General features: G+C 67.2%; 28 protein-coding genes. 17 read left to right on the top strand and 11 right to left on the bottom strand.

Annotated elements, in window-relative coordinates; translation table 11 throughout:
• Window position 1: 1 nt before the first annotated feature.
• From purC to EAH84_RS04200, 3 genes are all read right to left on the bottom strand, one after another.
• Entirely contained in the window at window positions 2-781 is a 780-nt protein-coding gene (gene purC, locus EAH84_RS04210) for a phosphoribosylaminoimidazolesuccinocarboxamide synthase (protein WP_140868126.1), read from the bottom strand.
• A 292-nt stretch (window positions 782-1,073) separates the two neighbouring features.
• Complete coding sequence (kynU, locus tag EAH84_RS04205; RefSeq protein WP_140868123.1) at window positions 1,074-2,288, bottom strand: kynureninase; 1,215 nt, start codon at window positions 2,286-2,288, stop codon at window positions 1,074-1,076.
• Window position 2,289: 1 nt separating this feature from the next.
• Complete coding sequence (locus EAH84_RS04200; protein ID WP_140868120.1) at window positions 2,290-3,228, bottom strand: alpha/beta hydrolase; 939 nt, start codon at window positions 3,226-3,228, stop codon at window positions 2,290-2,292.
• An 85-nt stretch (window positions 3,229-3,313) separates the two neighbouring features.
• On the opposite strand from EAH84_RS04200, the gene EAH84_RS04195 reads away from it, so the two are divergent.
• Genes EAH84_RS04195 through EAH84_RS04185 form a run of 3 tightly spaced genes read left to right on the top strand, consistent with a single transcriptional unit; the run spans window position 3,314 to window position 8,534 of the window.
• Window positions 3,314-4,492, top strand: coding sequence for a glycosyltransferase (locus EAH84_RS04195; protein ID WP_140868117.1), 1,179 nt, complete (start codon window positions 3,314-3,316; stop codon window positions 4,490-4,492).
• A gap of 45 nt (window positions 4,493-4,537) precedes the next feature.
• Window positions 4,538-6,790, top strand: a complete 2,253-nt coding sequence (gene parC, locus EAH84_RS04190) for a DNA topoisomerase IV subunit A (RefSeq protein ID WP_140868114.1) — start codon at window positions 4,538-4,540, stop codon at window positions 6,788-6,790.
• A gap of 52 nt (window positions 6,791-6,842) precedes the next feature.
• Window positions 6,843-8,534 carry a putative bifunctional diguanylate cyclase/phosphodiesterase gene (locus EAH84_RS04185; RefSeq protein WP_140868112.1) on the top strand — a complete coding sequence of 564 codons (1,692 nt, stop codon included), beginning with the start codon at window positions 6,843-6,845 and terminating at the stop codon, window positions 8,532-8,534.
• Here EAH84_RS04185 and EAH84_RS04180 read toward each other — a convergent pair.
• From EAH84_RS04180 to EAH84_RS04165, 4 genes are read right to left on the bottom strand one after another with little or no spacing between them, the layout of a single operon-like run.
• Window positions 8,483-9,661 (bottom strand): CCA tRNA nucleotidyltransferase, encoded by a 1,179-nt coding sequence (locus EAH84_RS04180; RefSeq protein WP_140868498.1) that lies wholly within the window; start codon window positions 9,659-9,661, stop codon window positions 8,483-8,485. The genes EAH84_RS04185 and EAH84_RS04180 overlap by 52 nt on opposite strands.
• On the bottom strand, window positions 9,652-10,242 hold the full coding sequence (locus EAH84_RS04175; protein ID WP_140868109.1) for a CoA pyrophosphatase: 591 nt from the start codon (window positions 10,240-10,242) through the stop codon (window positions 9,652-9,654). Before EAH84_RS04175 ends, EAH84_RS04180 begins: the two co-directional genes overlap by 10 nt.
• Window positions 10,239-10,817, bottom strand: a complete 579-nt coding sequence (locus EAH84_RS04170) for a DUF1285 domain-containing protein (protein WP_140868106.1) — start codon at window positions 10,815-10,817, stop codon at window positions 10,239-10,241. Before EAH84_RS04170 ends, EAH84_RS04175 begins: the two co-directional genes overlap by 4 nt.
• A gap of 54 nt (window positions 10,818-10,871) precedes the next feature.
• Window positions 10,872-11,405 (bottom strand): GNAT family N-acetyltransferase, encoded by a 534-nt coding sequence (locus EAH84_RS04165; protein ID WP_140868495.1) that lies wholly within the window; start codon window positions 11,403-11,405, stop codon window positions 10,872-10,874.
• A 102-nt stretch (window positions 11,406-11,507) separates the two neighbouring features.
• Between EAH84_RS04165 and EAH84_RS04160 the strand changes: the two genes are divergently transcribed.
• The 3 genes from EAH84_RS04160 to EAH84_RS04150 are packed head-to-tail and all read left to right on the top strand — an operon-like array spanning window position 11,508 to window position 12,856.
• A complete protein-coding gene (locus EAH84_RS04160; RefSeq protein ID WP_140868103.1) occupies window positions 11,508-12,155 on the top strand; it encodes a glutathione S-transferase family protein in 648 nt (215 codons plus the stop codon).
• A gap of 45 nt (window positions 12,156-12,200) precedes the next feature.
• Complete coding sequence (locus tag EAH84_RS04155; RefSeq protein ID WP_140868100.1) at window positions 12,201-12,581, top strand: dihydroneopterin aldolase; 381 nt, start codon at window positions 12,201-12,203, stop codon at window positions 12,579-12,581.
• Window positions 12,581-12,856, top strand: coding sequence for a Rossmann fold domain-containing protein (locus EAH84_RS04150; protein WP_140868097.1), 276 nt, complete (start codon window positions 12,581-12,583; stop codon window positions 12,854-12,856). Before EAH84_RS04155 ends, EAH84_RS04150 begins: the two co-directional genes overlap by 1 nt.
• Here the strand turns inward: EAH84_RS04150 and EAH84_RS04145 are convergent.
• Window positions 12,849-13,742 carry a hypothetical protein gene (locus tag EAH84_RS04145; RefSeq protein WP_241656450.1) on the bottom strand — a complete coding sequence of 298 codons (894 nt, stop codon included), beginning with the start codon at window positions 13,740-13,742 and terminating at the stop codon, window positions 12,849-12,851. The two genes, EAH84_RS04150 and EAH84_RS04145, sit on opposite strands and share 8 nt — an antisense overlap.
• 220 nt (window positions 13,743-13,962) lie before the next feature.
• Here EAH84_RS04145 and EAH84_RS04140 point away from each other — a divergent pair, with 220 nt between their 5' ends.
• The 5 genes from EAH84_RS04140 to EAH84_RS04120 all read left to right on the top strand — a co-directional run bounded on the left by EAH84_RS04140 (window position 13,963) and on the right by EAH84_RS04120 (window position 17,098).
• Window positions 13,963-14,643 carry an energy transducer TonB gene (locus EAH84_RS04140; protein ID WP_140868094.1) on the top strand — a complete coding sequence of 227 codons (681 nt, stop codon included), beginning with the start codon at window positions 13,963-13,965 and terminating at the stop codon, window positions 14,641-14,643.
• Window positions 14,644-14,722: 79 nt separating this feature from the next.
• Complete coding sequence (locus tag EAH84_RS04135; protein ID WP_140868091.1) at window positions 14,723-15,532, top strand: MotA/TolQ/ExbB proton channel family protein; 810 nt, start codon at window positions 14,723-14,725, stop codon at window positions 15,530-15,532.
• Between the two features lie 91 nt (window positions 15,533-15,623).
• Window positions 15,624-16,118: an ExbD/TolR family protein gene (locus EAH84_RS04130; protein ID WP_140868088.1), complete on the top strand. Its 495-nt coding sequence runs from the start codon at window positions 15,624-15,626 to the stop codon at window positions 16,116-16,118.
• Window positions 16,119-16,151: 33 nt separating this feature from the next.
• Window positions 16,152-16,580, top strand: coding sequence for an ExbD/TolR family protein (locus EAH84_RS04125; RefSeq protein WP_170209836.1), 429 nt, complete (start codon window positions 16,152-16,154; stop codon window positions 16,578-16,580).
• 170 nt (window positions 16,581-16,750) lie between these two features.
• Window positions 16,751-17,098, top strand: coding sequence for a tetratricopeptide repeat protein (locus EAH84_RS04120; protein WP_241656449.1), 348 nt, complete (start codon window positions 16,751-16,753; stop codon window positions 17,096-17,098).
• A 96-nt stretch (window positions 17,099-17,194) separates the two neighbouring features.
• On the opposite strand, the gene EAH84_RS04115 is transcribed toward EAH84_RS04120, so the two are convergent.
• The 3 genes from EAH84_RS04115 to EAH84_RS04105 form a co-directional block, all read right to left on the bottom strand.
• Window positions 17,195-17,719, bottom strand: a complete 525-nt coding sequence (locus EAH84_RS04115; RefSeq protein WP_140868085.1) for a hypothetical protein — start codon at window positions 17,717-17,719, stop codon at window positions 17,195-17,197.
• Window positions 17,720-17,786: 67 nt separating this feature from the next.
• On the bottom strand, window positions 17,787-19,223 hold the full coding sequence (locus EAH84_RS04110) for an AMP nucleosidase (protein ID WP_140868082.1): 1,437 nt from the start codon (window positions 19,221-19,223) through the stop codon (window positions 17,787-17,789).
• 217 nt (window positions 19,224-19,440) lie between these two features.
• Window positions 19,441-19,920: a peroxiredoxin gene (locus tag EAH84_RS04105; protein WP_140868079.1), complete on the bottom strand. Its 480-nt coding sequence runs from the start codon at window positions 19,918-19,920 to the stop codon at window positions 19,441-19,443.
• A gap of 109 nt (window positions 19,921-20,029) precedes the next feature.
• Here EAH84_RS04105 and EAH84_RS04100 point away from each other — a divergent pair, with 109 nt between their 5' ends.
• The 6 genes from EAH84_RS04100 to EAH84_RS04075 all read left to right on the top strand — a co-directional run bounded on the left by EAH84_RS04100 (window position 20,030) and on the right by EAH84_RS04075 (window position 26,989).
• The gene (locus EAH84_RS04100) at window positions 20,030-20,590 is read left to right on the top strand and encodes a YqgE/AlgH family protein (RefSeq protein WP_140868484.1); all 561 of its coding nucleotides are present in this window, start codon (window positions 20,030-20,032) and stop codon (window positions 20,588-20,590) included.
• Between the two features lie 116 nt (window positions 20,591-20,706).
• Window positions 20,707-22,125: an adenosylhomocysteinase gene (gene ahcY / locus EAH84_RS04095; RefSeq protein WP_140868077.1), complete on the top strand. Its 1,419-nt coding sequence runs from the start codon at window positions 20,707-20,709 to the stop codon at window positions 22,123-22,125.
• A 203-nt stretch (window positions 22,126-22,328) separates the two neighbouring features.
• The gene (locus EAH84_RS04090; protein WP_140868073.1) at window positions 22,329-24,701 is read left to right on the top strand and encodes a PAS domain-containing sensor histidine kinase; all 2,373 of its coding nucleotides are present in this window, start codon (window positions 22,329-22,331) and stop codon (window positions 24,699-24,701) included.
• A 130-nt stretch (window positions 24,702-24,831) separates the two neighbouring features.
• Window positions 24,832-25,275, top strand: coding sequence for a tRNA (adenosine(37)-N6)-threonylcarbamoyltransferase complex ATPase subunit type 1 TsaE (tsaE, locus tag EAH84_RS04085; RefSeq protein WP_194150355.1), 444 nt, complete (start codon window positions 24,832-24,834; stop codon window positions 25,273-25,275).
• Complete coding sequence (locus tag EAH84_RS04080) at window positions 25,272-26,237, top strand: aminoglycoside phosphotransferase family protein (RefSeq protein WP_170209837.1); 966 nt, start codon at window positions 25,272-25,274, stop codon at window positions 26,235-26,237. The genes tsaE and EAH84_RS04080 overlap by 4 nt, the downstream gene beginning before the upstream one ends.
• Window positions 26,234-26,989: a nucleotidyltransferase family protein gene (locus EAH84_RS04075; protein ID WP_140868067.1), complete on the top strand. Its 756-nt coding sequence runs from the start codon at window positions 26,234-26,236 to the stop codon at window positions 26,987-26,989. Before EAH84_RS04080 ends, EAH84_RS04075 begins: the two co-directional genes overlap by 4 nt.

The raw sequence follows: 26,989 nt of genomic DNA, 5'->3' as shown, positions 1-26,989 counted from the left end.
ATCACTTGCCCCGGCTCTTTCGATGCTTTTCGAGGTCGAGGACGGCACTGTCGCCACCTTCGGGCAGCAGGCCAAGGCGACGCGCAACTTCTTGATACGCCTCGACTTCGCCGCCGAGATCGCGGCGGAAGCGATCCTTGTCCATCTTCTCGTTGGTTTCCATGTCCCACAGGCGACAGCCATCGGGGCTGATCTCGTCGGCGAGGATGATCCGGCCGTAGTCGTTGTCCCAGACCCGCCCGAATTCGAGCTTGAAATCGACCAGCTTGATCCGCGCGCCCGCGAACAGCCCCGACAAGAAGTCGTTGATCCGGATCGCGAGGTCGGCGATGTCGTGCATCTCCTCCTGGCTCGCCCAACCGAACGCGGCGATATGTTCGTCGCTAATCATCGGATCGCGGAGCGCATCGTCCTTGTAATAATATTCGATGATCGTGCGCGGGAGCTTGGTGCCTTCCTCGATTCCCAGCCGGGTCGAGAGCGAGCCTGCGGCGATGTTGCGGACGACGACCTCGATCGGGACGATCTCTACCTGACGAATGAGTTGTTCGCGCATGTTGAGACGGCGGATGAAGTGCGTCGGCACGCCGATATGGTCGAGCAGCGTGAAGATGTGCTCGCTGATCCGGTTGTTGAGGACGCCCTTGCCGCTGATCGTGCCCTTCTTCTGCGCGTTGAAGGCGGTGGCGTCGTCCTTGAAATACTGGATCAGCGTGCCGGGCTCCGGACCCTCGTAGAGGATCTTGGCCTTGCCTTCGTAGATCTGGCGGCGGCGAGGCATGCGCTTCCCCTTGAACGTAAAAGATGAGCCCCGGCGGCGCTGATGAGCGTGCCGGGGCCGGAATGGGCGCGGCTATAGAGGATGGGGCGGCGCTGCGCAATCAAGTGACGCAGGCCGAATTATGGCGGAATCAAGGCAACATTGACGAGGTTTACACGGAACGAAGAGTAATTGTGGCTTCAATGTGGCGGCAGACGCTGCGGGATCGACGAAGGTGAGGAGCATGGCCATGCTGGGATCATGACAGCACCGACGGCTGTAGGACAGCGGACGTACGCAACCCGGTCGACGGTCAGGTGACGACCGAGCGCTCAGCATAAGCTGGGTCGCGCCAGGCTTCATCACGCATGACGTCGGCGAGGATAGCGCCCGCGCGCCAAACGTCGTCGTGGCTGAGATAGAGCGGGGTGAGGCCGAGGCGGAGGATATCGGGATCGCGGAAATCGCCGATGACGCCGCGCGCGATCAGCGCCTGGGTGATCGCGTAGGCGTGGGGATGGCGGAAGCTGATGTGGCTGCCGCGATGGGCAGGATCGCGCGGGGAGACGCACGCGAGGCCGAGCGCATCGCCCGCGGCGGCGAGGATGTCGAACAGCGCGGCGCTCTTGGTGGCGACCTGCGCCTGGTCGATATCGACCCAGACGCCGAGCGCCGCCTCGAGCGCGGCCGTCGACAGGATCGGGGGGGTGCCGACGAGCCAACGCGTCATGCCGTCGGCGGGACGATAGGCGTCGGCGAACTCGAACGGCGCGGCGTGGCCCATCCAGCCCGAGATCGGGTTGGCGAACGCGGCCTGGTGCCGATCGGCGACGAAGAGGAAGGCGGGGGCGCCGGGGCCGCCGTTGAGATATTTATAGGTGCAGCCCACCGCCATATCCGCATTCGCGGCGGTAAGGTCGAGCGGGACGGCGCCGACGCTGTGGCTGAGGTCCCACAGCATGAGCGCGCCCGCGGCGTGCGCGCGGGCGGTCCACGCGGGCATGTCGAAACGGTCGGCGGTCTTGTAGTGGACGTGGGTGAGCATCAGCAGCGCGGTGTCGGCGTCGATCGCGTCGGCGAGGTCATCGCGATCGACCGTGCGCAGGCGTGCGCCGGGGACGCAGGCGACCGCACCCTCGGCGATATGGAGGTCGGTCGGGAAATTGCCGCGTTCGCTGACGACGGTGTTTCGGCCGGGATTGTTGCGAAGCGCGGCGACGATCAGCTTGAACAGATGGGTGGAGGTTGAATCGCCGACGATCACCTCGTCGGGCGCAGCGCCGATCAATGGCGCGACTTGCGCGCCGAGCCGCTGGGGGGCGTCGATCCAGCCTTCGTTCCAGCTGCGGATGAGGCGGTCGCCCCATTGGCGGGTCGTCGCGTCGGCGATCGCCGCGGGCACGGCTTTGGGCAGTGCGCCGAGCGAGTTGCCGTCGAGGTAGATGACGCCGTCGGGCAGGTCGAACAGGTCGCGGTAGCGCGCGAGCGGATCGGCGGCGTCGAGCGCGCGGGCGTCGTCGCGGGTCATGTCATTCTTCCCCCTGCGGGGAAGGAATGAGGAGCGCGGCGTGGATGAGGCGCCTGGTTTCCGCCCATGCCGTCGATTCGGGGGTGATGAGTTCGACATGGCCGGTGTTCGGCACGGTATGGAGGACGGCGGTGTCGCCTGCTGTTGTCGCCGTGGCGACGTAGCCGGTCGCGAGGCGATAGGGGATGATGTGGTCTTCGCGGCCGTTGACCAAGTCCTGAGACACGCCGAGGGGGAGCAGCCGCGTGACCGAGGTATCGGCATAAGGATCGGGACGGGTGTTGTTGTCTAGTGGGCCGACGAGCCGCGCGACGACCGCCGTGCCGCAGCCATTGTCGGGGCTGGCGGCGGTCGCCTCGAGATCGGGCAGGCCGCCGAGGCTGATGACGTGGTTGATCCGCAACGGGTGTGCGACCCGCAGTGGGCTCGATGCGGGAAGCCGGGCGCGGCCCGCCGCCCAGAGCGCGAGATGGCCCCCGGCGCTGTGGCCGATCGCGACGACGCGGCGCGCGTCGAGGTGGTATTTCTTTGCAATCGCATGCAGTTGGTCGACTGCCTTACCGGTGTCTGTGAAGGTACCGGGATAGCCGCCGCCGGGACGATCGACCCCGCGATAATCGATGTTCCAGACCGCGATGCCGTCATGCCGCAGATCGTCGGCGATCCAATCCATCAGCGTGCGGTCGGCGATGTCGGTTTGCCAGCAGCCGCCGTGGATCATGATGATCACGGGCGGGCGTGCGTTGCCGTTGGGCTTGCGCTGCGGGATCCACAGGTCACCCTTTTGAAGCGGATCGGTGCCATAGGCGACCGTCGCGTCAGGCGTGGGGCGTGGACGGCGGGTGAGATCGGACCATGTAAGCAAGCGGGCCTCCGTCGGCGCAGGGGCGGAACAGGCGAACGCCGCGATCGGCAGCAGGAGCAGGGCGAGGAAGCGCATCGGCGGCATCTAGCCCACGCGCCCGCGTCGCGCCAAGCTGAACGGTGACGAGACCGTAACCCGATCATGCTATCGGGCGGGCGCAATGAAGATTCTCCTCCTTTCCGGGCTCTATCCCAGCGATGCGCAGCCGCGCCACGGCATCTTCATCGAGCATCGCGTCGCGCACATCGCGCAACCCGGCGACGAAGTTCGCGTCGTCGCGCCGGTGCCGTGGTTTCCCAGCCGTAACCCGGTGTTCGGGCGCTACGCGGAGTTTGCGCGGGCGCCGCGCACCGCGATGCGGCGGGGGATCGCGATCGACCATCCGCGGATTCCGGTAATTCCGGGCCTCGCGCGGCTGACGCCGGGGTTGATGGCGGCGGCGCTGTATCGCCCGATCACGGCGCTGCGGCGGACGTTCGATTTCGACGTGATCGATGCCTATTATCTCTATCCCGATGGGGTCGCGGCGAGCCGATTGGCGGCGCAGTTCGATGTGCCGGTGGTGCTGACCGCGCTGGGCAGCGACGTGACGCTGATCGCGCAGCGCCGCGCCGAGCGCGCGATGATCGTCGCCGCCTGCGCGGGGGCCGCCGCGGTGACTGCGGTGTGCGGGGCGCTGCGCGACGAACTGGTCGGAATCGGGGTCGATGCCGCGAAGACGCTTGTCGTCGAGCATGGCGTCGACCTCGACCTGTTCCGCCCGCCTGCCGACCGCGCGGCGTTGCGGACGCGGCTCGGAATTGCGCGGCCGACGGTGCTGATCGCGGGGCATCTGATCGACCTCAAAGGGCAGGATCTCGCGATTCGCGCGATCGCGAGGCTGCCGGGGGTGCGGCTGATGATCGCGGGGCATGGGCCGAATGACGCGGCGTATCGCGCGCTGGCGGTGGCGGAAGGTGTCGCGGAGAGGGTCGATTTCCTGGGTCACGTCGATCAGGCGCGGCTCGTCGACCTGTATGGCGCGGTCGACGTGGTTGCCAATTGCTCCGAGCGCGAAGGGATTTCGAACGTGTTGCTCGAGGCGCTGGCGTGCGGGACGCCGCTGGTCGCGACCCCGGTGTGGGGGTCGCCCGAGGTGGTGAAGGTGCCCGAGGCGGGCGTGTTGACGTCGGATCGTTCGGTCGACGCGATCGCACGGGGAATGGCGGCGGTGCTCGCCGATCCACCCGATCGCGGCGCGACGCGGCGCTATGCCGAGCGGTACGACTGGAATGAGACCGGGCGGCTGCATCGCGTGATCCTGGCGCAAGCGGTGGCGGCGCATCGCCGCGCCGGTTAGCGCGGCGTTTGACCGCAGGGCACGCGCTGCTAAGCCGTTCCCGATATGGCCACCGATTTCCAGGAGCCGCCGATCGGTGTGCTCGACGCTCCGTTCGATAGCGCGCTCAGCGAACGCTACCTCGTCTATGCGCTCTCGACGATCACCGCGCGCTCGCTGCCCGATGTTCGCGATGGACTGAAACCCGTCCACAGGCGTCTCCTGTGGGCGATGCGGCTGCTGCGGCTCGATCCGAGCCAGGGCTATAAGAAATGCGCGCGCGTGGTCGGCGACGTCATCGGCAAATATCACCCGCATGGCGACCAGTCGGTGTATGACGCGATGGTGCGGCTCGCGCAGACGTTTTCGCTGCGCTATCCGCTGGTCGACGGCCAGGGTAATTTCGGCAATATCGACGGCGATAACGCCGCCGCCTATCGCTATACCGAGGCGCGGCTGACGCAGGTCGCGATCGACCTGATGGACGGGCTGGACGAGGATGCGGTCGGGTATCGTGCGACCTATAATGGCGAGGACCAGGAGCCCGAGCTGTTTCCGGGCTTGTTTCCCAACCTGCTCGCCAATGGCGCGAGCGGGATCGCGGTGGGGATGGCGACCAACATCCCGCCGCATAACGCCGCAGAATTGTTGAATGCCGCGATCATGCTGGTCGACCGGCCCGATGCCGACGACGCCGCGATCCTGACGCATGTCAGCGGTCCCGATTTTCCGACCGGGGGGATCGTGGTCGATTCGCCCGCGGCGATCGCGGAGAATTACGCGACCGGGCGCGGCGGTTTCCGCGTTCGCGCGCGGTGGGAGATCGAGCGCGAAAAGGGCGGCGCGTGGACCGCGGTGATCACCGAAATCCCCTATGGGGTCCAGAAGGGCAAGCTGATCGAGGCGATCGCGAACCTGATCAACGACAAGAAGCTGCCGATCCTGGCCGACGTCCGCGACGAATCGGACGAGGCAATCCGGATCGTGCTCGAACCGCGCAGCCGGACGGTCGATTCGGGGGTGTTGATGGACGGGTTGTTCCGTTTCACCGATCTGGAATCGCGGTTCAGCCTGAACCTCAACGTGCTCGACAAGGATCGCACGCCGCGCGTCATGAGCCTGCGCGAGGCGTTGGCCGCGTGGGTCGAGCATCAGTTCGTGGTGCTGCGGCGGCGGACCGAGCACCGCCTCGCCAAGATCGCGGACCGGGTCGAGCTGCTCGACGGGTATCTGATCGCGTTCCTCAACCTCGATCGGGTGATCGCGATCATCCGCACCGAGGACGAGCCCAAGCAGGTGATGATCGCGGAGTTCGCGCTGACCGATCGCCAAGCCGAGGCGATCCTGAACATGCGGCTGCGGTCGTTGCGGCGGCTCGAGGAATTCGAGATCCGCACCGAGCGCGACAAGCTCGACAAGGAACAGGCCGAACTGACGCTGCTGCTGTCGTCGGACGCGCGGCAGCGGACGCGGATGAAGCGCGACCTCGGCAAGATCCGCGACCGTTACGGTCCCGAGACGCTGCTCGGCAAGCGCCGCACGACGGTAGCGGAAGCCGCCCCGACGCGCGACATCCCGCTCGAGGCGATGATCGAGCGCGAGCCGATCTCGGTGATCCTGTCCGAACGCGGCTGGATCCGCGCGATGAAGGGGCATGTTGAGCTGTCCAGCGCGGACATGATGAAGTTCAAGGAGGGCGATGGCCCCGCCTTCGCGTTCCATGCGCAGACCACCGACAAGCTGCTGCTCGCAGGCGAGAACGGGCGATTCTATACGCTAGGTGCCGACAAGCTGCCCGGCGGGCGCGGGTTCGGCGAACCGGTACGCGCGATGATCGATCTCGACGGCAGTGTCGGGATCGTCGCGCTGTTGCCGGCGCGCGGCAACGACAAGCTGCTGGTCGCGGCGAGCGACGGGCGCGGCTTCATCGTGCCGACCGCGGACGTGATTGGCGAGACACGCAAGGGCAAGACCGTCGTCACCCCGCGGATCGGCGCGAAGCTGGTCGTGGTGCGCCCGGTCGACGCGGCCGCGGATTACGTCGCGGCGGTGGGGGACAACCGCAAGATGCTGGTGTTCCCGCTGAGCGAGCTTCCCGAGATGACCCGCGGGCAGGGCGTCCAGCTCCAGCGGTTCCGCGAGGGCGCGCTGTCGGACGCGACCACCTTCGTCTTCGCCGAGGGGCTGAGCTGGGCGATGGGGGGCGACAGCGGGCGGACCCGAACCGAGCCCGACCTGTCGCTGTGGCGCGCGGCGCGCGGCGCGGCGGGGCGGACCCCGCCGACCGGCTTCCCCCGCGACAATCGCTTTGGCGGTTGATGTAAAGCAAGCTTTCAGAGCGTCTTAACGAAGTGCACCGTACAGCGTGGCCATGGCTTGCGACCTGCCCGAACCGACTGCGCCGCTGGTGGTCTCGCAAGAGCTGCTCGAGCGAGGTTGCGAGCTCATTCCACTCCCCGCGGCGCACTTGATTCGCGATGGTGCGGGATTCCGGTTCGAGGCGTTCAACGTCGCCTATCGACTGGCGGGACTGGGGATCGTGGCCGACCGGTCGCCGATGCTCGCAGCGCTGGGCGAGAAGGTCGATGCGTTCCTGCGATCCGACCAGCGCCGGATCGATCTCGACTGGCAGTTGGGGAGCGATATCGACTGCCGCTATTATCGCGTCACGATGGCGCGCACGACGCGCCTGACGCTTGATCGGTGCGCGATCAGTTTTCTCGATTTGACCCCGCAAATCCTGACCGAACGCTCGCTCCGGCGGGAAATGACGACCGACAGCCTGACCGGGCTGCCCAATCGCGAAGGGTTCGGCGAGTTGATCGAGGCCGCGATAACCGAGGGTGGCACGCATGCAGTGATGGTGCTCGATCTCGATCGGTTCGATCGATTCAACGCGTGCCTCGGCAGCCTGGCGGGCGACGAGCTGCTGATCACGGTCGCGCGGCGCATCAAGGGAGCGCTGCGCGCGCGCGATTCGATGGCGCGGATCGGCGGCGACGAATTCGGCATCCTGATGGCGATCGACGACAGCGAACAGGAAGCACACTGCCTCGCCGAACGAATCCGCGCGGCGTTCGGGTCACCGTTCCGGCTGACCGATTATCGTCTGAGCGTCGAATGTTCGATCGGGATCGCGCACGGATCGGCCGAGGTCGGCGATGCGCAGGAGCTGATCCGCCACGCCCAGTTCGCGGCCAAGCGCGCCAAAGACACCGGGCTCGTCGAGGAATATCAGAACCAGGCGCTCGCCGTCGCGCGCGAACGATTCACGATGGAAACCGCGTTGCGCGCGGCGATCGAGAACCGCGAACTGCGGCTTCACTACCAGCCGATCTGCGACCTGACCTCGGGCAAGATCGTGTCGTTCGAGGCGCTGGCGCGGTGGACCGATCGCGAGGGGCGCGAACATTCGCCGACCGACTTCATTCCCGTCGCCGAAGAATCGGGGCTGATCGTGCCGCTCGGGCGCTGGGCGCTCGACGAGGCGGCGCGGACGCTGGCGGGTTGGGATCATGACGCGGGGGGCAATTGCCGCGTCCGGGTCGCGGTCAACCTGTCCGCGATCCAGCTGCAGCGCGACGCGATCACCACGCTGCTCGACACCGCCTTCTCGCGCTATGGCGTCGCGGCGAACCGGTTCACGCTCGAACTGACCGAAAGCGCGATCGTCAGCGATCCCGATCGGATGGCCGCGATCATGAACGAGCTAAAAGAGCTCGGCGCGACGCTGGCGATGGACGATTTCGGGACGGGCTATTCGAACCTCGCCTATCTCCAGCGGCTGCCGATCGACGTGCTCAAGATCGATCGCAGCTTTGTGACCGGGATGCTGGCGGATCGCGACAAGATTTCGATCGTGCGCGCGATCCTGAGCCTGTCGCAGGCGCTGGGGATGCGGACCACCGCGGAAGGCATCGAGACCAACGAACTCGCGCAGACGCTGGCGGGGCTGGGCTGCACCTATGGACAGGGTTATCTGTACGCCAAGCCGCTCGATGCCGCGTCGGCCTATGCGTTGCTGATGCCGAGTACCGCCGACACCGCTTCTTCGGTGAGCTGATCGACCCGGCGGGCGTCGGGGAAATCCTCGGCGATCCAGCGGGTTTCGATGCGGCGCAGGACCGCGGCGACGTCGGGGCCTTTGGTCAGACCACGTTCGACCAGCGCGCCGCCGCCGATTGGTAGCCTGGGGGGTGACCAGTCCTTCACGTCCGCGATCGGCTCGCCCGCGACCAACAGGCGGTCGATCGCGGCGATTTCACCGATCCGGTAGGCGAGGCCCCGCGGGCCTTCGTCACCGGCGCCCTGGCTGGAGCCGACCAGGCGCTTGCGGTCGGCAGTGGAGAGCTTCAGTCGCGCGCCGACGGTATCGGCGGCAGCGGGTGGCAGCAGCGTCGCGAGCCGGCGGATCGCATTGGGTACGACGCCCGCCGTCGTTTCGCGCGCCGCCAGCGCGGCCAGCCGTGCGGTGTCGGTAATCTCGGGCAGGACCGCGCGCAGAATACCGCGCTCGACCATCAGTGCCAGCACGGGGATCGCGCGGGGGGCGACGAGGAGTTTGAGCAACTCGCTGGCGATGCGTTCACGCGACAGCGCCATCAGATCGTTGGCGCGCGCGGTGCAGGCGTCGAGCCCGGCGTGGTCGATCTCGTCGCCGAACCGCGCGTGGAAGCGGAAGAAGCGCAGGATGCGCAGATGATCCTCGGCGATCCGGCGATAGGCATCGCCGATGAAGCGGACACGGCGCGCGGCGAGATCGTCGAGCCCGCCGAAATAGTCGAACACCGCGCCCGTCGCGGTATCGGCATAGAGCGCGTTCATCGTGAAATCGCGGCGCGCGGCATCCTCGCGCCAGTCGTCGGTGAACGCGACGACGGCGTGGCGACCGTCGGTCGAGATGTCGTGGCGCAACGTCGTGACCTCGACCGGACCCGACGCCAGCACTGCGGTGACGGTGCCGTGCGCGATGCCGGTCGGGACGGTCTTGATCCCCGCGGCGCGGAGCCGGTCGACCACCTCGTCGGGCTGGTGGCGGGTGGCGATATCGACATCGGCGGCGTCGATCCCGAGCAACGTGTCGCGGACGATCCCGCCGACATAACGCGCGTCGTCGGCCCCGAGCGCGGCGATCAGTCGATCGAGCCCCTCGCGATGGCGAAAGGGCGCATCGGGCAGCGTCACGCCCATCGCAGCCGCCGCGACAGGTTGACGATCATCGCCGCGGTCGCGCCCCAGATCCGGCGATCCTGCCACAGGATTTCGTAGAAATGCCGTTCACGCCCCTGCCACATCGCGCTGGCGCGGCGCTGGTTGGCGGGATCGAGGAGGAACGCGAGCGGCACCTCGAACACGCTGGCGACCTCGATTTCATGGGGAACGAGCGACAGACCGGGGGGAATGACCCCGACGACAGGCGTGATCGCGAAGCCGGTGCCGGTGCGATAGCGATCCGCGGTCCCCGCGATCGCGACCTGCGCGCGGGGCAGTGCGATCTCCTCCTCGGCCTCGCGCAGCGCGGCGTCGATCGCGTCGGCGTCGGTCGAATCGATCCGCCCGCCCGGAAACGCGACCTGGCCCGCATGCTGGCGCATCGTGTCGGTGCGCTGGGTCAGGATGACGCCGGGTTTGGCACGATCGGTCACCGCGACGAGCACCGCGGCCTCCGCAGGCGAATCGAGCTCGGCGAGGTCGGGGCTGTCGCCGGTGAGATAGCCGGTGGCGGGATCGGCATTGATCAGCGCGGCCGCGAGCCGTTCGGCCAGCGTCACGCGGCAGGCTCGAGCGGAAAGAAGGCGCCGTCGCTCCAGAGGCCCGGGACTTCGTCGGCCGAGGTGTCGTCACGCGCGAGCGCGCGGTCGGCCAAGTCGTAATAGACCGCGCGCGATACCAGCGCTTCCAGCCCGCCGCGGACGTGGAGATAGGGGCGGGGGCCGTCGGCGGTCGCCGCGAACCGCAGCGCGTGGTCGGGACCCGCGGTCACGAGGTCGCCGGTGTTGAGCCGGAACGCGAGCCGCGCGTCGCGGCCCTCGCCCTCGGCCTTGAGCTCGACCGCGATGAAGGGCGCGTCGTCGACCACGATGTCGAGTTTCTCCGCGGGGGTGACGAGGACATAACCGCCATCGGGCTCGCGGCGCAGGATTGTCGAAAACAACGCCACCATCGCCGGGCGCCCGATCGGCGAGCCCTGGTGAAACCAGGTTCCATCGCGCGCGATCCGCATCTCGCTGTCGCCGCAATGATCGGGATGCCATTGGTCGACCGGGGGTAACCGCTGCTCGGCGGCCAGCCGCGCGACCTCGGCCAGCGACAGCGTCGAAAAATCAGGGGGCGGCGCGATCGGCATGGCCGCGAGGTAGGACGCCGAGACGCGAGCGTAAAGCACGCGTGCCCGGATGGCTCAATCGCCGGCGGCGAATCGGGCCGCCAGAGGCGCGCGCGCCGGACCGAGCGTACCCGCGACCGCAGGCACCGCGTTGCCCTTCGCCAACAGGCGGTGGCGTTCGATCGGTCCCGGGAGCCGCCAGCCGCCGGTGCGCGACGAATCGAATCCGAAGAAACGGCCATAATAGTCGGGATCGCCGATCAGCATCATCGCCTGATCGAGCGCATCGCGATGCGCGGCGTGCAGCGCGTGGGTCATCAGCAGGCGTCCGATCCCGTCGCGCTGGCGCGCCGGTTCGACCGCGACGGGGCCGATCATCACCAGCGGGAGGGCCTCGCCGTCGTCGGTGCTGAGCGTGACGGGCCAGCATTGGATCGTCGCGACCAGCGCGCCGCGCTCGATCGCCGCGACGCTGAGGCGTGCGATCGGGTTGCCATCGCCGCGCACTTTATAGGCCGTGCGCGCATGGCGATCGACGCCGAACGCGCGATCGAGCAGCGCTTCGACGGCGTCGGCGGCGACGGTGGAAAGCGGCACGAACGCGATCACGGCAGGTCCAGTCGGTTGATCGGGCATATGGACGCCCGGGGCGCCGCGCATTAGCGGTGACGGGGCGTAACGCAAGCCGAATGCCGCGAGGGAGGCCGGGCGATGAAGCTCTACGACGCCGAATGGGCTCCGAGCCCGCGCCGGGTGCGCGTCTATCTCGCCGAAAAGGGGATCGAGGTGGAGCGGGTGCCGGTCGACCTGCGCCGCGACGAACAACTCGGCGATGCGTATCTGACGATCAATCCGCGCGGCGCGGTGCCCGCGCTCCAGCTCGACGACAGCGAGGTTCCCGGCGGCGCGGTGATCTGCGAATCGGCGGCGATCTGTCGCTATTTCGAGGCGGTGCAGCCCGAACCGTCGCTGTTCGGGCGAACCCCGATCGAGATCGCGCGAATCGAATCATGGACGCGGCGGATCGAATCGGATGGTTATGCCGCGGCGGTCTATGCGTTGCGCAATGCCGCGCCCGCGTTTGCAGACCGTGCGGTGACCGGGAAATGGCCCGCGGTGCCGCAGATTCCCGAACTGTCGGCGCGCGCGCTGATCATGTGGGGCGCGTTTACCGAGGCGATGGACCAGCGGCTGGCGACGAGCGAATGGATCGCGGGCGACGTCTTTAGTTTTGCGGACATCACCGGGCTGATCACGATCGATTTCGCCGCGCGCGCCGGATTGGCGATGCCCGATGGCGCTGCGAACCTGCGCCGTTGGCACGACGCGGTGAGCGCGCGTCCGAGCGCCACGGCCTGACGGGCGGTGCTTCCGGTTCGCGGCGCTTCTGCTACAGCCGCGGTGATGAACGCCCGGAACGACAGCCTCCAGCTCGAAGTGCACGATATCGAGGTGTTGGTGCTGACCGGCATCTATTCCGAAGAAACCCATCTGCCCCAACCGCTGCGGATATCGTTGACGGTCGATCTGGTCTGTCCCGATCGGTTCGATCCCGACACGCCGCTGGCGGCGTCGAAGAATTATCTCGACCTGAAGGCGGCAGCGACGAGCGCGCTGCCCCCCGGGGTCCACTTCACGCTGATCGAGGCGGTGGCGGATCACATCTGCGAGACATTGTTCCTAGGCGACCAGCGGGTGAAGCGGGTGATGGTGAAGATCGTCAAGCTCGCGATCGCGGAGGCGGATGAATCGATCGGGATCACGCTGGTGCGGCATCGCCGCTGATGCGCTGCGATCTGGCTGCCGATGACGATGTGATCGCGTTGGTGCGCGCGACGGTGGGCGATTCGCTCGTCGTCGTGATCCAGCCCGGGCGCTCTGCGCTCGCGCTGGCGCAAACCTGTGCCGCGATCGGGCCGCTGGCGGTGGAGCAAGCGCCGGGGCGCCGAATCAACGCGGTGCTGGTCGGTGCCGACAGCGATCCTACGGCGGTGGCGGCGACAGCGCGTTTTCTAGAATCGGCAGCCTCGACAACTGGGCAAATCGTGGCGATCAGCTGATCGGTTCGGCGCGGGTGCGCCCACATGGACCCAGTTGCGCGAGCACGAAGGCATAATCGGCCTGGGCTTTGGCAGCGTCGTCGGGCGCGAGCGCGGTGGTGCTCGTCGCGGGCAGCGCCGCGGGCAAGCCGCACGCGAGCCGGTACCAGAGCAGGCTGCGCGGGGGCGGGGGAGCCGCCGCCTCGTCGACGATGTCGGATAGCGCGACCGCCCAGCGCGGACGCTCGCCGGGGCGGCGCAGCACCGACAGCGACACCGGCGCGCCGTTCGCGGTGGTCAGGAACACCTGGGTTTCGCCTTCGCCGGGCAGCGCGCCGGGAACGTGGAAGGCGTTGCCGATCCCGGTGATCCGCGGCGGCGCGTCCTGCGCCAGCGACGCCCGCGCGATCCGGCGCACCTCCGCATCGAGCTCGGGGGTCCAGTCGCGCTGCGCATCGGGGGCGACGAGTTGGAGCTGGCCCGCGCCGGTCGGCGCATGGCGCCCGAACACGAGCACGCGCCGCTTCTTGAACTTGGGCAGCCTGCCCGACGAATCGGGGGCGACATCGATCAGATAGCCGACCTGTGCGGGAATGCCGTCGGCGCCGCGGACCAATGTTCCGACATCGGCCTCGACATAATAACGCGTAAGGCCGGGACGCAGTCCCGGTGCCTCCGCGGGCTTGATCTTGGCGGTCGAGCGGATCGTCGCATCGACGATCACCGGCGCGGCGATGACCAGATCGGCAAGGTCGGCATAACCGATCCCGCTGTCGCCAAGCGGGGCGCCGGGCGCGTTCGCCTGTGCCACCGGTAGGCGTTGGGAAGGGGCCTCAGGATATTGGGCGACGACGGGAGCGGCCATGAGGAGCGCGGCGGACGGGGCGAAACGGATGAGGCTGAACATGCCGACATCGATAACGATCCCAAGCTGAACCCGACAGGAATAATTCCGCAAGCGGGGCGATTGTACGAATGGTGCGCGCGACAAAGCGTTTGCACCGGACGGGAAGGGCATTTAGGACTCGCGCTCTGCCTCGGCTGGCGTTAGCCGTCGCAGTGGCCGTGTCCGCTGCCTTTCGGGGCGGGGCAAGGAGCCGACGAGATTTAGGGAGTGTCGTAGCTGAATGGCCTATGCTGACCAGAAGATGTCCAGTGGCAAGATCGTCGCGATCGTTATCGTCGCGCTGATCCATGCCGCGTTGGGCTATGCCTTCGTCACCGGGCTCGCGTATCAATACGTGAAGAAGGCCCAAGATAAACTTAACACGTTCGACGTGCAGGAGCCGCCGCCGCCGCCGCCAGACATTCCGCCGCCGCCGCCGCCGCCAGATCAGCCGTTGCAGCCGCCGCCAGTGGTGTCGCCGCCGCCGATCGTCAGCGTACCCCATCCAGCGCCGCAGATCGTGTCGGTGCCGAATCCGCCGCCGGTGTACATTCCAACGCCTATCGCGGCACCGCCGGCTCCTCCCGCGCCCCCGCCAGCGCCGCCCGCGCCGCCGCGGGTTGCGGTGAAGGTCTCGCCGCGTGGCAATCCGGGATCGTGGTTCTCGAACGACGATTATCCTCCCGCGGCGCGCCGCGCCGAGGCGCAGGGTCGCGTGTCGGTCGCGCTGACGATTGGATCCAGCGGTCGTGTGACCGATTGCCGCGTGACCTCGTCGAGCGGCAATTCGGACCTGGACGATGCGACCTGTCGGTTGGCGCGGTCGCGCGGCCGGTTCAGCCCCGCCAAGGATCCGAGCGGGAATGCGATCGAATCGACGTATGTGCTGCCGGGCGTCCGGTGGCAGCTCGAAGGCAATTGATGACGACACCGGCAGTCGGGCGATCGCCCGACTGCCGGTGTCGGTTTACCGATAATCGAACCAGAGGGATTTACTGACCATGCTCACCACCATTCTTGCCGCGGCAGGCTCCGGCGCTGCGAAGGGCGACAACCCCTACGGCCTGACCCAGTCGCTTCGCGAAGGCGGGCTCATTTCGCAGTCCGTGTTCACGATCCTCGTCATCATGTCGATCGTGTCGTTCTACATCCTGTTCACCAAGCTGTTCGAACAGCAGAAGATCATGAATCAGGCCAAGCGCGTCCGCAGTTCGTTCTGGCAGTCGTCGTCGCTGCGCGAAGGATCGGCCAAGCTCGAGAAGAATTCGGCGTATAAGCAGATCGTCGACGACGGCCTGGCCGCGCAGGACCAGCATGCCAAGCTGACCGATCCGGTCGAGGCGCACGACTGGCTCCACGGTTCGCTCGCGCGCTCGGAAGCGGCGATCAATTCGAAGCTGGGTGGCGGTCTCGCCTTCCTCGCGACGGTCGGTTCGGTCGCCCCGTTCATCGGGCTGTTCGGCACGGTCATCGGCATCTACCGCGCACTGATCAAGATCGGTTCGGCCGGCCAGGCATCGATCGACGCGGTCGCAGGACCGGTCGGCGAGGCGCTGATCATGACCGCGCTCGGCCTGGTCGTCGCGGTTCCCGCGGTGCTCGCGTACAACTGGTTGCAGCGTCGCAACAAGTCGATCGCGGAAGACCTGTCGGCCTTCTCGAACGATGTGCTGGGCTTCCTGGCCTCGGGCGGGGCGGTGCGACCGGTCATGGCCAACGCCAAGGCTGCGCCGGTGAAGGCGGCGGCGACGACTAACCCCGGCGCGACCACGACCGCCGGCCAGACCGGTGGCGTGCCGACCCGCAAGTAAGACGATCAATCGGGGGCTGCCTCAAGGGCGGCCCCTTGGCCGTCGGTTCGCAACGGGTCCGAGGCACATGAATGAATAGGATGGCTCGCACATGGCGATGAGTACTGGTGGGGATACCACCGATAAACCGATGTCGGACATCAATACGACGCCGCTGGTCGACGTCATGCTGGTGCTGCTCATCATCTTTCTGATCGCCGTTCCGGTCGTAATTCAGTCGGTGAAGCTCAAGCTGCCCGACGTGCGGTTCGATCCGACCACGACGAAGCCGGAAAACGTGTCGCTGTCGGTCACGACCGCACCGGATGGCACCTGTGCGGTGTATTGGAACACGACCCGCGTGACGCACGAGGAACTGCTGACCCGCGCGGTCGACAAGCTGAAGGCCGAGGTCGCGCGCGCGGGCGGGATTGATGCGATCAAGAGCAATCCCGACTTCGAACTGCCCGAAGCGCATATCCGCGGCGACGTAGCGGTGCCGTACCAATGTGTCGGGGCCACCATCTACACGCTACAGATGGCGGGCTTTGCCAAGGTCGGCTTTATTTCCGAACCGCCACCGGGACAGAACGTCACCCGAATGTAACGTGGTCCGCGCAGAATTCAGGAGTAATTTGTTATGGCAATGAGTGGCGGATCCGAAGACGGTGAGCCGATGATGGAAATGAACATGACGCCGTTGATCGACGTCCTGCTCGTGCTCCTCATCATGTTCATCATCACCATCCCGATCCAGACCCACGCGGTGAAGGTCGACCTGCCGGTCAACGATCCAAGCCAGAAGCAGCCGATCGTCGACCCCGAGAAGAACAAGGTGTCGATCGATCAGGGCGGCGTGATCTTCTGGAACGGCGCGCCGGTCGACGAGGTGACGTTGCGGCAGTATCTCGATACGACCGCAGCGATGAACCCGGAACCGGAGCTTCACTTCCAGCCCGACCCCCAGGCGCGGTACGAAGTGGTCGACCGGACGCTGTCGGTCATCAAGCGGTCGAATATCTCGAAACTGGGTTTCATCGGTAACGAGCAATATCGCAACGATTTCTGATCGTTACAGCGACGTACAAGCGAAAGGGCGGTCCTGCGGGGCCGCCCTTTTCGTGTCTGACGCCTGACGATCGGAGACGGTTCTTGCATCGATGACACTAAAGTGACATACCAGTGTCACAAAAGTGCAACCTGGTGCTGACGAATGCCGGGGACGATAGGAGACGGGTGATGCGGTACGCACAAATGATGCTGGCAGGCGTGGTGATGGCGCTATCCATGCCCGCGGTCGCGCAGGAGCATACGAGCTATCAATTGCTCGCCAGGGGCCATTATTCGATGGTCATCGACCGGCTCGAGCAGCAGCGCAAGGCCGACCCGGCGCGCCCGGAGATGGCGCTCAACCTCGCGGCAGCCTATGCGCAAACCGGGCGGATTGCCGAGGCGCGGGCGTTGTATACGGAGGTGCTGGCCGAGCCCGCGGTCGATTTGGACATGCTGGCGGGGACGACCGCGACCTCGCACCAGGTCGCGCAGCGCGGGCTGTCGATGCTCGGGCGAACGATCGCCACGCGCTGATCGACACGGCTGGCCGCGGGGCGAAGAACGGCCCGAGCGAGCTTGACCTCGGTGCGGTCCCTTGAAACGGAGTGAAACCGGGCTGCGCCTGAGGGATCAGCCCTTGTCGGGAATCGTGCCCTCGTCCGCGATTCCGGCGGCAAACGACTTCGACGAATCGGTTCCGTCGGCCTGATGCGCGCCGTCGGATGGCGGCGTGCGCTTGTCGGGCTTGGCCCCGCCGCGGGGTGACGCGCTACTGCCGCGCAGCGCGAGCAGTGCCGCCGCGGCTGCCCCCGCCGCGGCCACGCCGCCCGCGATCGCGGCCATTCCCCATTTGTTGCCCGCCTTGGTCGGCTGCGACGCAGCCTTGGGCGAGCCCGTCGCCCGGGGGGGTGCCTTGGGCGCGGCGCGGACGGCGCCGCGGGTGGTGGAGCGGGGTTTGGCGGCGCGCTTGGGTTTCACGTCCGCCGCTGGTGCCGCGGGGGCGGACAAGCGAGTCGCAGGGGCTTTCGCGGTCGATTTCGTGGCGGTCGATTTGGCGGCACCCGGAGCCGTTCCGGCGGCCTGGCGCGGCGCGCGGCGACGCGGCGTGACCGGCTTGTCGGGTGAGGAAGGCGGCGTCTCGGGTTTGTCGGTCATCGTCGGTCCTCCCAATCGGTTCGATAGCGTAACGCACGATCCGGAGATCGTTTCCCTAGTGATACGATCAGCGGAACGGCGGTTCGTCGAATGCGCGCAGTTTCCGGCTGTGGAGCTTTTCGCCCTCCATCCGGAGCTGTTCGCAGGCTTCGATCCCGATCCGCATATGTTCGCTGATCGCGCGTTCGTAGAAGCGATTGGCCTGGCCGGGCAGCTTCAACTCGCCGTGAAGCGGTTTGTCGGAGACGCAGAGCAGCGTGCCATAGGGGACGCGGAATCGATAGCCCTGCGCCGCGATCGTCGCCGATTCCATGTCGATCCCGACCGCGCGGCTGAGCGAGAAGCGCAGCGCCGATTTCGAATAGCGCAATTCCCAGTTGCGATCGTCGGTGGTGACGATCGTGCCGGTGCGGAGGCGGCGTTTCAGCTCCTCGCCCGATTGACCCGAGATGATCTCCGATGCCTTCGCGAGCGCGACCTGGACCTCGGCGATTGCGGGGACCGGGATTTCGGGCGGCAGGACATCGTCGAGGACGTGATCGTCGCGCAGATAGGCGTGAGCGAGGACATAGTCGCCGATCCGCTGGCTGGGGCGGAGGCCGCCGCAATGGCCGATCATCAGCCATGCTTCGGGGCGAAGCACCGCGAGGTGATCGCAGATCGTCTTCGCGTTCGACGGGCCGACGCCGATGTTGACCAGCGTGATCCCCGAGCGATCGTCCGCCATCAGGTGATAGGCGGGCATCTGGTGCCGCCGCCACGCGCTGTCGCTGACCAGCCGGTCGATGTCCTCGGGCGAATCGATGACGATGTTGCCCGCGCCCGACAAGCCGGTGAACCGGCTGTCGTTGCCGAGTTGCGCGGCGCCCCAGCGGACGAATTCGTCGACGTAGCGGTGATAGTTGGTGAACAGCACGAAGCGCTGGGTGTGCTCTGACGGCGTGCCCATGTAATGGCGCAGCCGCGCGAGGCTGAAATCGGTCCGCAGGCCATCGAACAGCGCGAGCGGGCGGGCATCCTCGTTGCTGATCCACAGCCCGTCGGCGATCTCGTCGCCGATATGCGCCAGTTCGGTGGCGGGAAACCAGCGCGCGAGTTCGGAGGCGGAAACCTGGTCGAGGCTCATCGCGTGACCGGGATCGAGCACATAGGGGAAGGGGATTTCCTGGCGGCCCGGGCGCGCCTCGACGGTGACGTCGTAATCCTCGATCAGCAGCGTCAGCTGTTCGGTGAGATAGCCGGCGAACAATGCGGGCTTGGTAACGCTGATCCGGTAATTGCCGGGGGTAACGAGCCGACCGAACGAGCGCCGCGGGGTGGGACGATCGTCGCCGCCGCGATAGCTCAGGTGGATTTCGGGATAGGCGAACGATCCGTCGGTGCGCATCGCGGGGTCGGGGCGGGTGCCGTCGGTGAGATAGGCGGTCAGCGCGGCCTGCAAGCGATCGACCGACGCGGTGTAGAGCCGGTCGAGTTCGTCGACGATAACGGATGCGGTTGTCATCCGGGATCGTTACGCGGCGAGGGTGACGGTGGCAAGACGGGCTATGCCGGGCCTTGCTTTGACTACGTCGGACGCAGCGTCCGTTCGTGCTGAGCTTGTCGCAGCACATGTCATGGGCGCTGGCCATGAGCGCTGATTGTGGGCGCTGATTGTGGGAACCTGTCCTTCGACAGGCTCAGGACGAACGGGAGGGGTAAGATCGCCCCTCCCGCACCGATCACATCTCGCCGAGCAGATGCTCCGCGCTCGAGACCTTGAATTCGCCGGGGGCCTCGACGTTGAGCTGCTTCACGACGCCGTCCTCGACCAGCATCGAATAGCGCTGGCTGCGCTGGCCCATGCCGAACTTGCTGCCGTCCATCGTCAAGCCGACCGCTTTCGCGAAATCGCCGTTGCCGTCGGCGAGCATCGTGACGTTGGCGGCGTCGTTCGCCTTGGCCCAGGCACCCATGACGAAGGCGTCGTTGACCGACACGCACGCGATCTCGTCGATGCCCTTGGCCTTCAGCGCATCGTTCTTGTCGATATAGCCGGGCAAATGCTTGGCCGAGCAGGTCGGCGTGAAGGCGCCGGGCACCGCAAACAGCGCGACGGTGCGGCCCGCGAAGAAATCGTCGGTGCTGACATTGTCGGGACCATCGGCGGTCACTTTCGCCAGGGTCGCCGAAGGAAGTTTGTCGCCAACGTTGATCGTCATCGTGATGTCTCCTGGGCCGCGGAGGTGCGGCGTTCCCGCGATAGGTCGGCCACCGGGGGGGTGATTTCAACCATGGCCGCACACCGCGGCGGCGGTTATGCTGCAAGCCATGGACGATCCTCATTATTTGACCGGGCAATTCCTGCTCGCGATGCCCGGGATGAGTGACCCGCGGTTCGACCGCGCGGTGATCGCGATGTGTTCGCACGACGCCGATGGCGCGGTCGGGATCGGGCTGGGTGCGGTGATCGCAGGGCTGGGGCTGCATGACCTGCTCGATCAGCTGGAGATCGCGCACGGCGCCGCGCCGAACGCGCCGATCCATTTCGGCGGGCCGGTCGAACCGCGCCGGGGGTTCGTCGTCCATTCCGCGGACTGGGGTGGGCAGGACAGCATCGCGGTCGCGGGACGCTGGGCGCTGTCGGGCACCGTCGACGTGCTGCGCGCGATCGCAAAAGGCGCCGGGCCGACGCGCTGGGTGGTGGCGCTGGGCTATGCCGGGTGGGACCAGGGGCAACTCGACGCGGAACTCGCCACGCCGGGATGGCTCAACGTCGTCGGCGACGACGTGCTGCTCTACGACACCGACGCCGCATCGCGCTGGGCGGCGGCGATGACGGGCGCGGGGGTCGATCCCCAACTGTTGGTCGCGGGTGCGGGGAACGCCTGACCGTCATATAAAGATATCTTTATATTTGATCTGGAGCGTACGACGCTCTATGTGGCGGCGCATGTCGATCGGTGCACCCGCGCCTTGGTCGGCCCCATCGACCTGGAGAATTCCCCGTGGCCACCGTGCTCGACCGCCCTATTGATTATGTCATCAAGGATATTTCGCTTGCCGCCTTCGGCCGCAAGGAAATCGAGATCGCCGAAACCGAAATGCCCGGCCTGATGGCGCTGCGCGACGAATTCGGCGCGTCGAAGCCGCTGAACGGCGCGCGGATCACGGGCTCGCTTCACATGACGATCCAGACCGCGGTGCTGATCGAGACGCTGACCGCGCTCGGTGCCGACGTGCGCTGGGCCACCTGCAACATCTTCTCGACGCAGGACCACGCCGCCGCCGCGATCGCCGCGACCGGCGTTCCGGTGTTCGCGGTGAAGGGCGAGAGCCTGGCCGATTACTGGAACTATGTCGGCGATATCTTCTCGTGGGATGGGGACATTGACGGCCAGACCGCCAACATCATTCTCGACGATGGTGGCGACGCGACGATGTTCGCGCTGTGGGGCGCGAAGCTCGAGGCGGGGCACACGATGCCCGAGCCCGAGAATGAGGAAGAAGTCGAGATGCAGCGCGCGCTCAAGGCGTTCGTCGCGAAGAAGCCGGGCTACCTGACCGAGACGGTCAAGAACCTCAAGGGCGTGTCGGAAGAAACCACGACGGGTGTGCATCGCTTGTACGAGATCGCCAAGAAGGGCGAGCTGCCATTCCCCGCGATCAACGTCAACGACAGCGTCACCAAGTCGAAGTTCGACAACCTCTACGGCTGCAAGGAATCGCTGGTCGACGCGATCCGTCGCGCGACCGATGTCATGCTCGCGGGCAAGGTCGCCTGCGTCGCGGGCTTCGGCGACGTCGGCAAGGGTTCGGCGCAGTCGCTCCGCAACGGCGGCGCGCGCGTGATGGTGACCGAAGTCGATCCGATCTGCGCGCTGCAGGCGGCGATGGAGGGCTTCGAGGTCGTGACCATGGAAGAGGCGGTCGAGCGCGCCGACATCTTCTGCACCGCGACCGGCAATGCCGACGTCATCACCGCCGATCACATGAAGGCGATGAAGCCGATGGCGATCGTGTGCAACATCGGCCACTTCGATAGCGAGATCCAGATCGCGGCGCTGTCGAATTACGAGTGGGACGAAGTGAAGCCGGGTACCGACCTGGTGAAGTTCCCCGACGGCAAGCAGATCATCATCCTCGCCAAGGGCCGCCTCGTGAACCTCGGCTGCGCAACGGGGCATCCCAGCTTCGTGATGTCGGCATCATTCACCAACCAGACGCTCGCGCAGATCGAGCTGTGGACCAAGGGCGAGAACTATAAGAACGAAGTGTACGTCCTGCCCAAGCATCTCGACGAGAAAGTCGCGGCGCTGCACCTCGACAAGCTCGGCGTGAAGCTGTCGCAACTCACCGCGAAGCAGGCGGGCTACATCGGCGTGCCGGTCGAAGGGCCGTTCAAGCCCGATCATTATCGCTACTGATCGGCGCGGTTCGCTCGCGAAGGCGGGGCCCCAGAGTCATAAACGCTGCGGTTGCGGCTCCTGGACCCCCGCCTTCGCGGGGGAACAGACAAAAGAGGGCTCGGCATAGCGCCGGGCCCTTTTTTCATGGCTGACCGCTTCCCTGCATCCGCCGCCTTGCCTACACGACGGGGCATGAGGGGCAGCATGGCCACGAATCCACGATGATCGAGCTTGGCAACGGGATGACAGTCCTGCTGGGCGCGATGCTGTTCGCGTTGGTGTCGGCAGCGGGATGGGCGCTGTATGTCGGGCTGCGCGCGCGCGGCGACGCGGCGCGGCTGGTCGAGGCGGCGGCGGAGGCCGAGCAGATCCGCCAGTCCGCGCCCGCGCTGGCGATGCTGGTCCGCGCCGATGGCGGGGTGGAAATGCCGACCCGGATGGCGGACTGGCTGGGGCTGGCGACCCCGCCACGGTTCCTCGCCGACCTGTCGGCCGACGATCGCGGGATCACCGCGGCCGACGCCGCAGCGCTGGCGGCGGACATCGTCGCGGCGCAGCGATCGGGGCGAAGCTTTCGGCGGGCGCTGCGGCCGATCGGATCGGACCGCGCGATCACGCTGCGCGGTCACCGCGCGCCCGGTGATCTCGGCGCGACCGGCGCGGTGCTGGTCTGGGCGTTCGATGCCACCGAAAGCGAGGCCGAGATCGCACGGCTGGCGCGCGACAAGAACCGGCTCGCGGGCGCCTATGAATCGCTCACCGCGCTGATCGAGGCGGCGCCGCTGCCGATGTGGTATCGCGGCAGCGACCTGAAGCTGGCGATGGTCAATTCGGCCTATGTCGCCGCGGTCGAGGGCCGCGATGCCGCCGATGTCGTCGCGCGCGGCGTCGAGTTGATCGAGGGATCGGGGAGCGGCGGGCCGCTCGCCGGGGCGGTCGCGGCGCGCGACGCCAAGCATCCGCAACGCCGCATCCTCCCCGCGACGATCGACGGCGAACGCCGATCGCTCGATGTCCACGATGTGCCGCTGGCGACCGGCGGGGTCGCGGGGTTCGCGGTCGATGTCGAGGATCTCGAACAGTCGCGCGCGGGCGCCAAACGCTTTGCCGACGCGCAACGCGCGATGCTCGACCGGCTGTCGGCGGGGGTGGCGCAATTCGGCGCCGACCGCAGCCTGGTGTTCTGCAACCAGCCGTTTCGGCGGATGTTCGCGATGCGCAGCGAATGGCTGTCCGACCGCCCCGAATTCGATCGCGTGCTGGAGCGGATGCGCGAGGCGAACCGGCTGCCCGAGGTGCGGGATTTTCCGGGCTGGAAGGCCGAACGGCGCGACTGGTTCCTGCCCGGGGACGCCTCCGATGAGAAGAACTGGGCCATCGAAGAGAATTGGCACCTGACCGGCGGCACGCATCTGCGCGTCGTCGCGCAGCCGTTGCCCGATGGCGGCCTGCTGCTGATCTTCGAGGACCGGACCGAGGAAGTACAACTCGCCAGCGCGCGTGACACGCTGCTCCGGGTGCGGACCGCGACGTTCGACAATCTGTTCGAGGCGCTCGCGGTGTTCGCGACCGACGGCAAGCTGCAGCTGTGGAACAACCGGATGCGCGCGGTGTGGGGATTCGAGGAGGAATTCCTTGCCGCGCATCCGCGGGTCGAGACCTTTGCGGAGGCCGCCGCGCCCAAGCTGGCGACCCCGACGCGCGCGGCGCTGATCCCCGAACTGGTCCGGTCGGCGACGCTCGACCGCCAGCAGCGCGGCGGGCGGGTCGCGTTCGCCGACGGGCGGCATTTCGAATTCGCCGCGGTGCCGCTGCCCGACGGCAACGCGCTGTTCACGATGCTCGACATCACCGACAACCGCCGGGTCGAACAGGCGCTGCGCGACCGCGCCGACGCGCTGGAGACCGCGGACAAGGTCAAAACCCAGTTCGTCGCCAACATGAGCTACGAATTGCGCACGCCGTTGACCTCGATCAGCGGGTTCGCCGAGATGCTCCATGGCGGCTATGCGGGCAAGCTTCCCAAGGATGCCGACACCTATGTCGAGGCGATCCTCGAATCGGTCGAGCGATTGGGGCTGCTGGTCGACGACGTGCTCGACCTGACCCGCGGCGATGGCGCCGATGCCGAACTGGTCCGCGAGAATGTCGATCTGGCCGCGGTCGCGCGCGCAGCGGCGGAGACCGTCCAGCCCGCGGCGCGGCGGCGCAAGCTCGATTTCGCGATCGAACTCGCACGGTCGACCGGGCGGGTGAGTGGCGACACGAAGCGGTTGCAGGAAACGATCGAGCATCTGCTGCGTCACGCGGTGGCGGCGACCCCCGAAGGCGGGCGCATCCTGCTCCACACCGACGGGAGCGCGAATCTCGCGCGGATCGTGGTCAGCGACGATGGCCCGGGCATGGACGCGGCGAGCGTTGCGACCGCGTTCGATCGCTTCGCCGAACCGGGGATGCAACCGACCGGCGAGCGAGCGCTGGGGCTGGGGCTGCCGCTCGCGAAGCAATTCGTCGAGGCGCATGGCGGGACGATCGAGCTGCTGTCCGAACCGGGCGCGGGGACGCTGGTGACGGTCGAATTGCCGCGACGGTGAGGGTGGCTCCAGAAAGATTTACCACCCCGGCGAACGCCGGGGCCCAGTTGGTGAGCAGATATTGGTTGGCGCTGCGCTTCGTTATTGCGACCTTCCCAACTGGGCCCTGGCGTTCGCCGGGGTGGATGTAATGAGCATATACCTTCCCGATCCCGCTGCGACCGAGGCGGTCGGTGCGTCGCTTGCGCCGCTGTTACGCGCGGGCGATGTCGTGACGCTGCAAGGCGAGCTTGGCGCGGGCAAGACGAGCCTCGCGCGCGGGTGCCTGGCGGCGCTCGGTCTCGCGGGTGAGGCGCCGAGCCCGAGTTTCGCGATCGTCCAGCCCTACGCCCCGCCCGAGGTGTCGTTGCCGGTGCTGCATGTCGATCTCTATCGGATCAACGATCCGCGCGAGATCGAGGAACTGGGGCTCGACGACGCGCTGGCCGATTCGGCGCTGCTGGTCGAATGGCCCGAACGCGCGCCGGGCTGGTGGCCCGGGGCGCTGGCGCTGCGCCTGACGATCGAGCCCGACGGTGCGCGGCGCTTGACAGCGACCCTGCCCCCCGCTTGGGAGCGCCGATGGCCGACATGACCCCGCCCGCCGGCGCCGCCGCCTTCATCGCCGATCTGGGGTGGGCGGGCGACATCGTTCCGTTGGCGGGGGATGCGTCGTTCCGGCGGTATTTCCGGATCCTTGCGGGGGATCGCCGCGCGGTATTGATGGACGCGCCGCCGCCGCACGAGGACCCGCGCCCGTTCATCGGCGTGGCGACGTGGTTGACGACGCATGGCTTTCCCGCGCCGGTGATCATCGGCGCCGATCTCGATCGCGGGCTCGTCCTGCTCGAGGATTTCGGCGACGCGCGGATGCGCGAAGCGATCGACGAGGATCCCGGACAGACGGTGGCACTGTACGAACGCGCGGTCGATCTGCTTATCGAACTGCGCCGCCATCCGGCGGGGCCGCTCGAGCCCTATGACCGCGCGATGCTGCATCGCGAAGCGGCGTTGTTGGTCGAATGGTATTGCCCCGCGGTCGGTATTGACGCCGATGTCGCGGGTTATCGCGCCGCCTGGGACGCGGTGTTCGACCATGCGCTGGCCGCCGAGCCGGTGACGGTGCTGCGCGATTATCACGCCGAGAATCTGATGCTGCTGGGCGAGGATCGCACGCTGGGGCTGCTCGATTTCCAGGACGCGCTGGCGGGGCATCCTGCCTATGATCTCGTCTCGTTGCTCCAGGACGCGCGGCGCGATGTCGAGCCCGCGATCGAGGCGGCGATGCTCGCACGGTATCGCGCCGCAACCGGGGTCGGCGACGAGTTCCACGATGCATACCATGTCCTCGGCGCACAGCGGAACGCGAAGATTGTCGGGATCTTCACCCGGCTGTGGCAGCGCGATGGCAAGCCGCGCTATCCGGCGCTGTGCCCGCGGGTGTGGGCGTATCTGGAGCAGGACTTGGCGGCGCCGGTGCTGGCGCCGGTCGCCGCGTGGTTCGACGCGAACATTCCGCGCGACCGGCGCGGCGATCCGCTGGCCCTGTCGGCATGACCCGCCAGCGCACGATCCGCCCCGTCCCGCGGGGCGAGGTGCCGACCACCGCGATGGTGATGGCGGCGGGGCTGGGCAAGCGGATGCGCCCGCTGACCGCGACACGCCCCAAGCCGCTGGTCGAGATCGCGGGTAAACCGCTGATCGATCACGTGATCGAGCGGCTTCAGGCCGCGGGGATCAAACGCGCGGTGGTCAACGTCCATTACCTCGCCGACACAATGGAGGCGCACCTGGCGCACCGGTTCGCGGGGATCGACATCGCGATTTCCGACGAACGGGCGGAGTTGATGGAAACCGGTGGCGGGCTGGTAAAGGCGCGCGGGCTGTTCGGCGACGAACCGATCCTGGTCGTCAACAGCGACAATCTGTGGGTCGACGGGCCGGTCGATACGCTGAAATTGCTCGCGTCGCGCTGGGACGACGCGATCATGGACGCGCTACTGCTCGTCGTGCCGCTGGCGCGCGCACACAATCATGGCGGGCAGGGCGATTTCGTCGTCGCCGCCGATGGCCGGATCACGGCGCGGCGCGGGCGCGGGCGGGTCGCGCCGTTCGTCTATACCGGGATCCAGATCATCCACCCGCGGATCATCGCGGACTGGCCCGAGGGTCCGTTCTCGACGAATGTGTTTTGGAACCGCGCGATCGAGGCGGGGCGCGCCTATGCGCAGGTTCACCAGGGGCTGTGGTTCGACATCGGCACCCCCGGCGCGATTCCCAAGTCCGAGGCGATCCTGGCCGATGGCTAA

The sequence above is a fragment of the Sphingomonas oligophenolica genome (genome assembly GCF_006438955.1).
Taxonomy (GTDB): domain Bacteria; phylum Pseudomonadota; class Alphaproteobacteria; order Sphingomonadales; family Sphingomonadaceae; genus Sphingomonas; species Sphingomonas oligophenolica_A.
This window is presented reverse-complemented; position numbering and strand designations above follow the sequence as displayed.

Coding starts and splice junctions, on each gene's coding strand:
- EAH84_RS04195 (WP_140868117.1), top strand. CDS start 3,314: ATGAAGATTCTCCTCCTTTCCGGGCTCTATCCCAGCGATGCGCAGCCG.
- kynU (WP_140868123.1), bottom strand. CDS start 2,288: ATGACCCGCGACGACGCCCGCGCGCTCGACGCCGCCGATCCGCTCGCG.
- EAH84_RS04140 (WP_140868094.1), top strand. CDS start 13,963: ATGGCCTATGCTGACCAGAAGATGTCCAGTGGCAAGATCGTCGCGATC.
- EAH84_RS04135 (WP_140868091.1), top strand. CDS start 14,723: ATGCTCACCACCATTCTTGCCGCGGCAGGCTCCGGCGCTGCGAAGGGC.
- EAH84_RS04115 (WP_140868085.1), bottom strand. CDS start 17,719: ATGACCGACAAACCCGAGACGCCGCCTTCCTCACCCGACAAGCCGGTC.
- EAH84_RS04120 (WP_241656449.1), top strand. CDS start 16,751: ATGCGGTACGCACAAATGATGCTGGCAGGCGTGGTGATGGCGCTATCC.
- EAH84_RS04180 (WP_140868498.1), bottom strand. CDS start 9,661: ATGGGCGTGACGCTGCCCGATGCGCCCTTTCGCCATCGCGAGGGGCTC.
- EAH84_RS04200 (WP_140868120.1), bottom strand. CDS start 3,228: ATGCGCTTCCTCGCCCTGCTCCTGCTGCCGATCGCGGCGTTCGCCTGT.
- EAH84_RS04160 (WP_140868103.1), top strand. CDS start 11,508: ATGAAGCTCTACGACGCCGAATGGGCTCCGAGCCCGCGCCGGGTGCGC.
- parC (WP_140868114.1), top strand. CDS start 4,538: ATGGCCACCGATTTCCAGGAGCCGCCGATCGGTGTGCTCGACGCTCCG.
- EAH84_RS04080 (WP_170209837.1), top strand. CDS start 25,272: ATGACCCCGCCCGCCGGCGCCGCCGCCTTCATCGCCGATCTGGGGTGG.
- EAH84_RS04150 (WP_140868097.1), top strand. CDS start 12,581: ATGCGCTGCGATCTGGCTGCCGATGACGATGTGATCGCGTTGGTGCGC.
- EAH84_RS04105 (WP_140868079.1), bottom strand. CDS start 19,920: ATGACGATCAACGTTGGCGACAAACTTCCTTCGGCGACCCTGGCGAAA.
- EAH84_RS04125 (WP_170209836.1), top strand. CDS start 16,152: ATGGCAATGAGTGGCGGATCCGAAGACGGTGAGCCGATGATGGAAATG.
- EAH84_RS04170 (WP_140868106.1), bottom strand. CDS start 10,817: ATGCCGATCGCGCCGCCCCCTGATTTTTCGACGCTGTCGCTGGCCGAG.
- EAH84_RS04185 (WP_140868112.1), top strand. CDS start 6,843: ATGGCTTGCGACCTGCCCGAACCGACTGCGCCGCTGGTGGTCTCGCAA.
- EAH84_RS04090 (WP_140868073.1), top strand. CDS start 22,329: ATGATCGAGCTTGGCAACGGGATGACAGTCCTGCTGGGCGCGATGCTG.
- EAH84_RS04100 (WP_140868484.1), top strand. CDS start 20,030: ATGGACGATCCTCATTATTTGACCGGGCAATTCCTGCTCGCGATGCCC.
- tsaE (WP_194150355.1), top strand. CDS start 24,832: ATGAGCATATACCTTCCCGATCCCGCTGCGACCGAGGCGGTCGGTGCG.
- EAH84_RS04155 (WP_140868100.1), top strand. CDS start 12,201: ATGAACGCCCGGAACGACAGCCTCCAGCTCGAAGTGCACGATATCGAG.
- EAH84_RS04075 (WP_140868067.1), top strand. CDS start 26,234: ATGACCCGCCAGCGCACGATCCGCCCCGTCCCGCGGGGCGAGGTGCCG.
- EAH84_RS04145 (WP_241656450.1), bottom strand. CDS start 13,742: ATGTTCAGCCTCATCCGTTTCGCCCCGTCCGCCGCGCTCCTCATGGCC.
- EAH84_RS04110 (WP_140868082.1), bottom strand. CDS start 19,223: ATGACAACCGCATCCGTTATCGTCGACGAACTCGACCGGCTCTACACC.
- EAH84_RS04130 (WP_140868088.1), top strand. CDS start 15,624: ATGGCGATGAGTACTGGTGGGGATACCACCGATAAACCGATGTCGGAC.
- purC (WP_140868126.1), bottom strand. CDS start 781: ATGCCTCGCCGCCGCCAGATCTACGAAGGCAAGGCCAAGATCCTCTAC.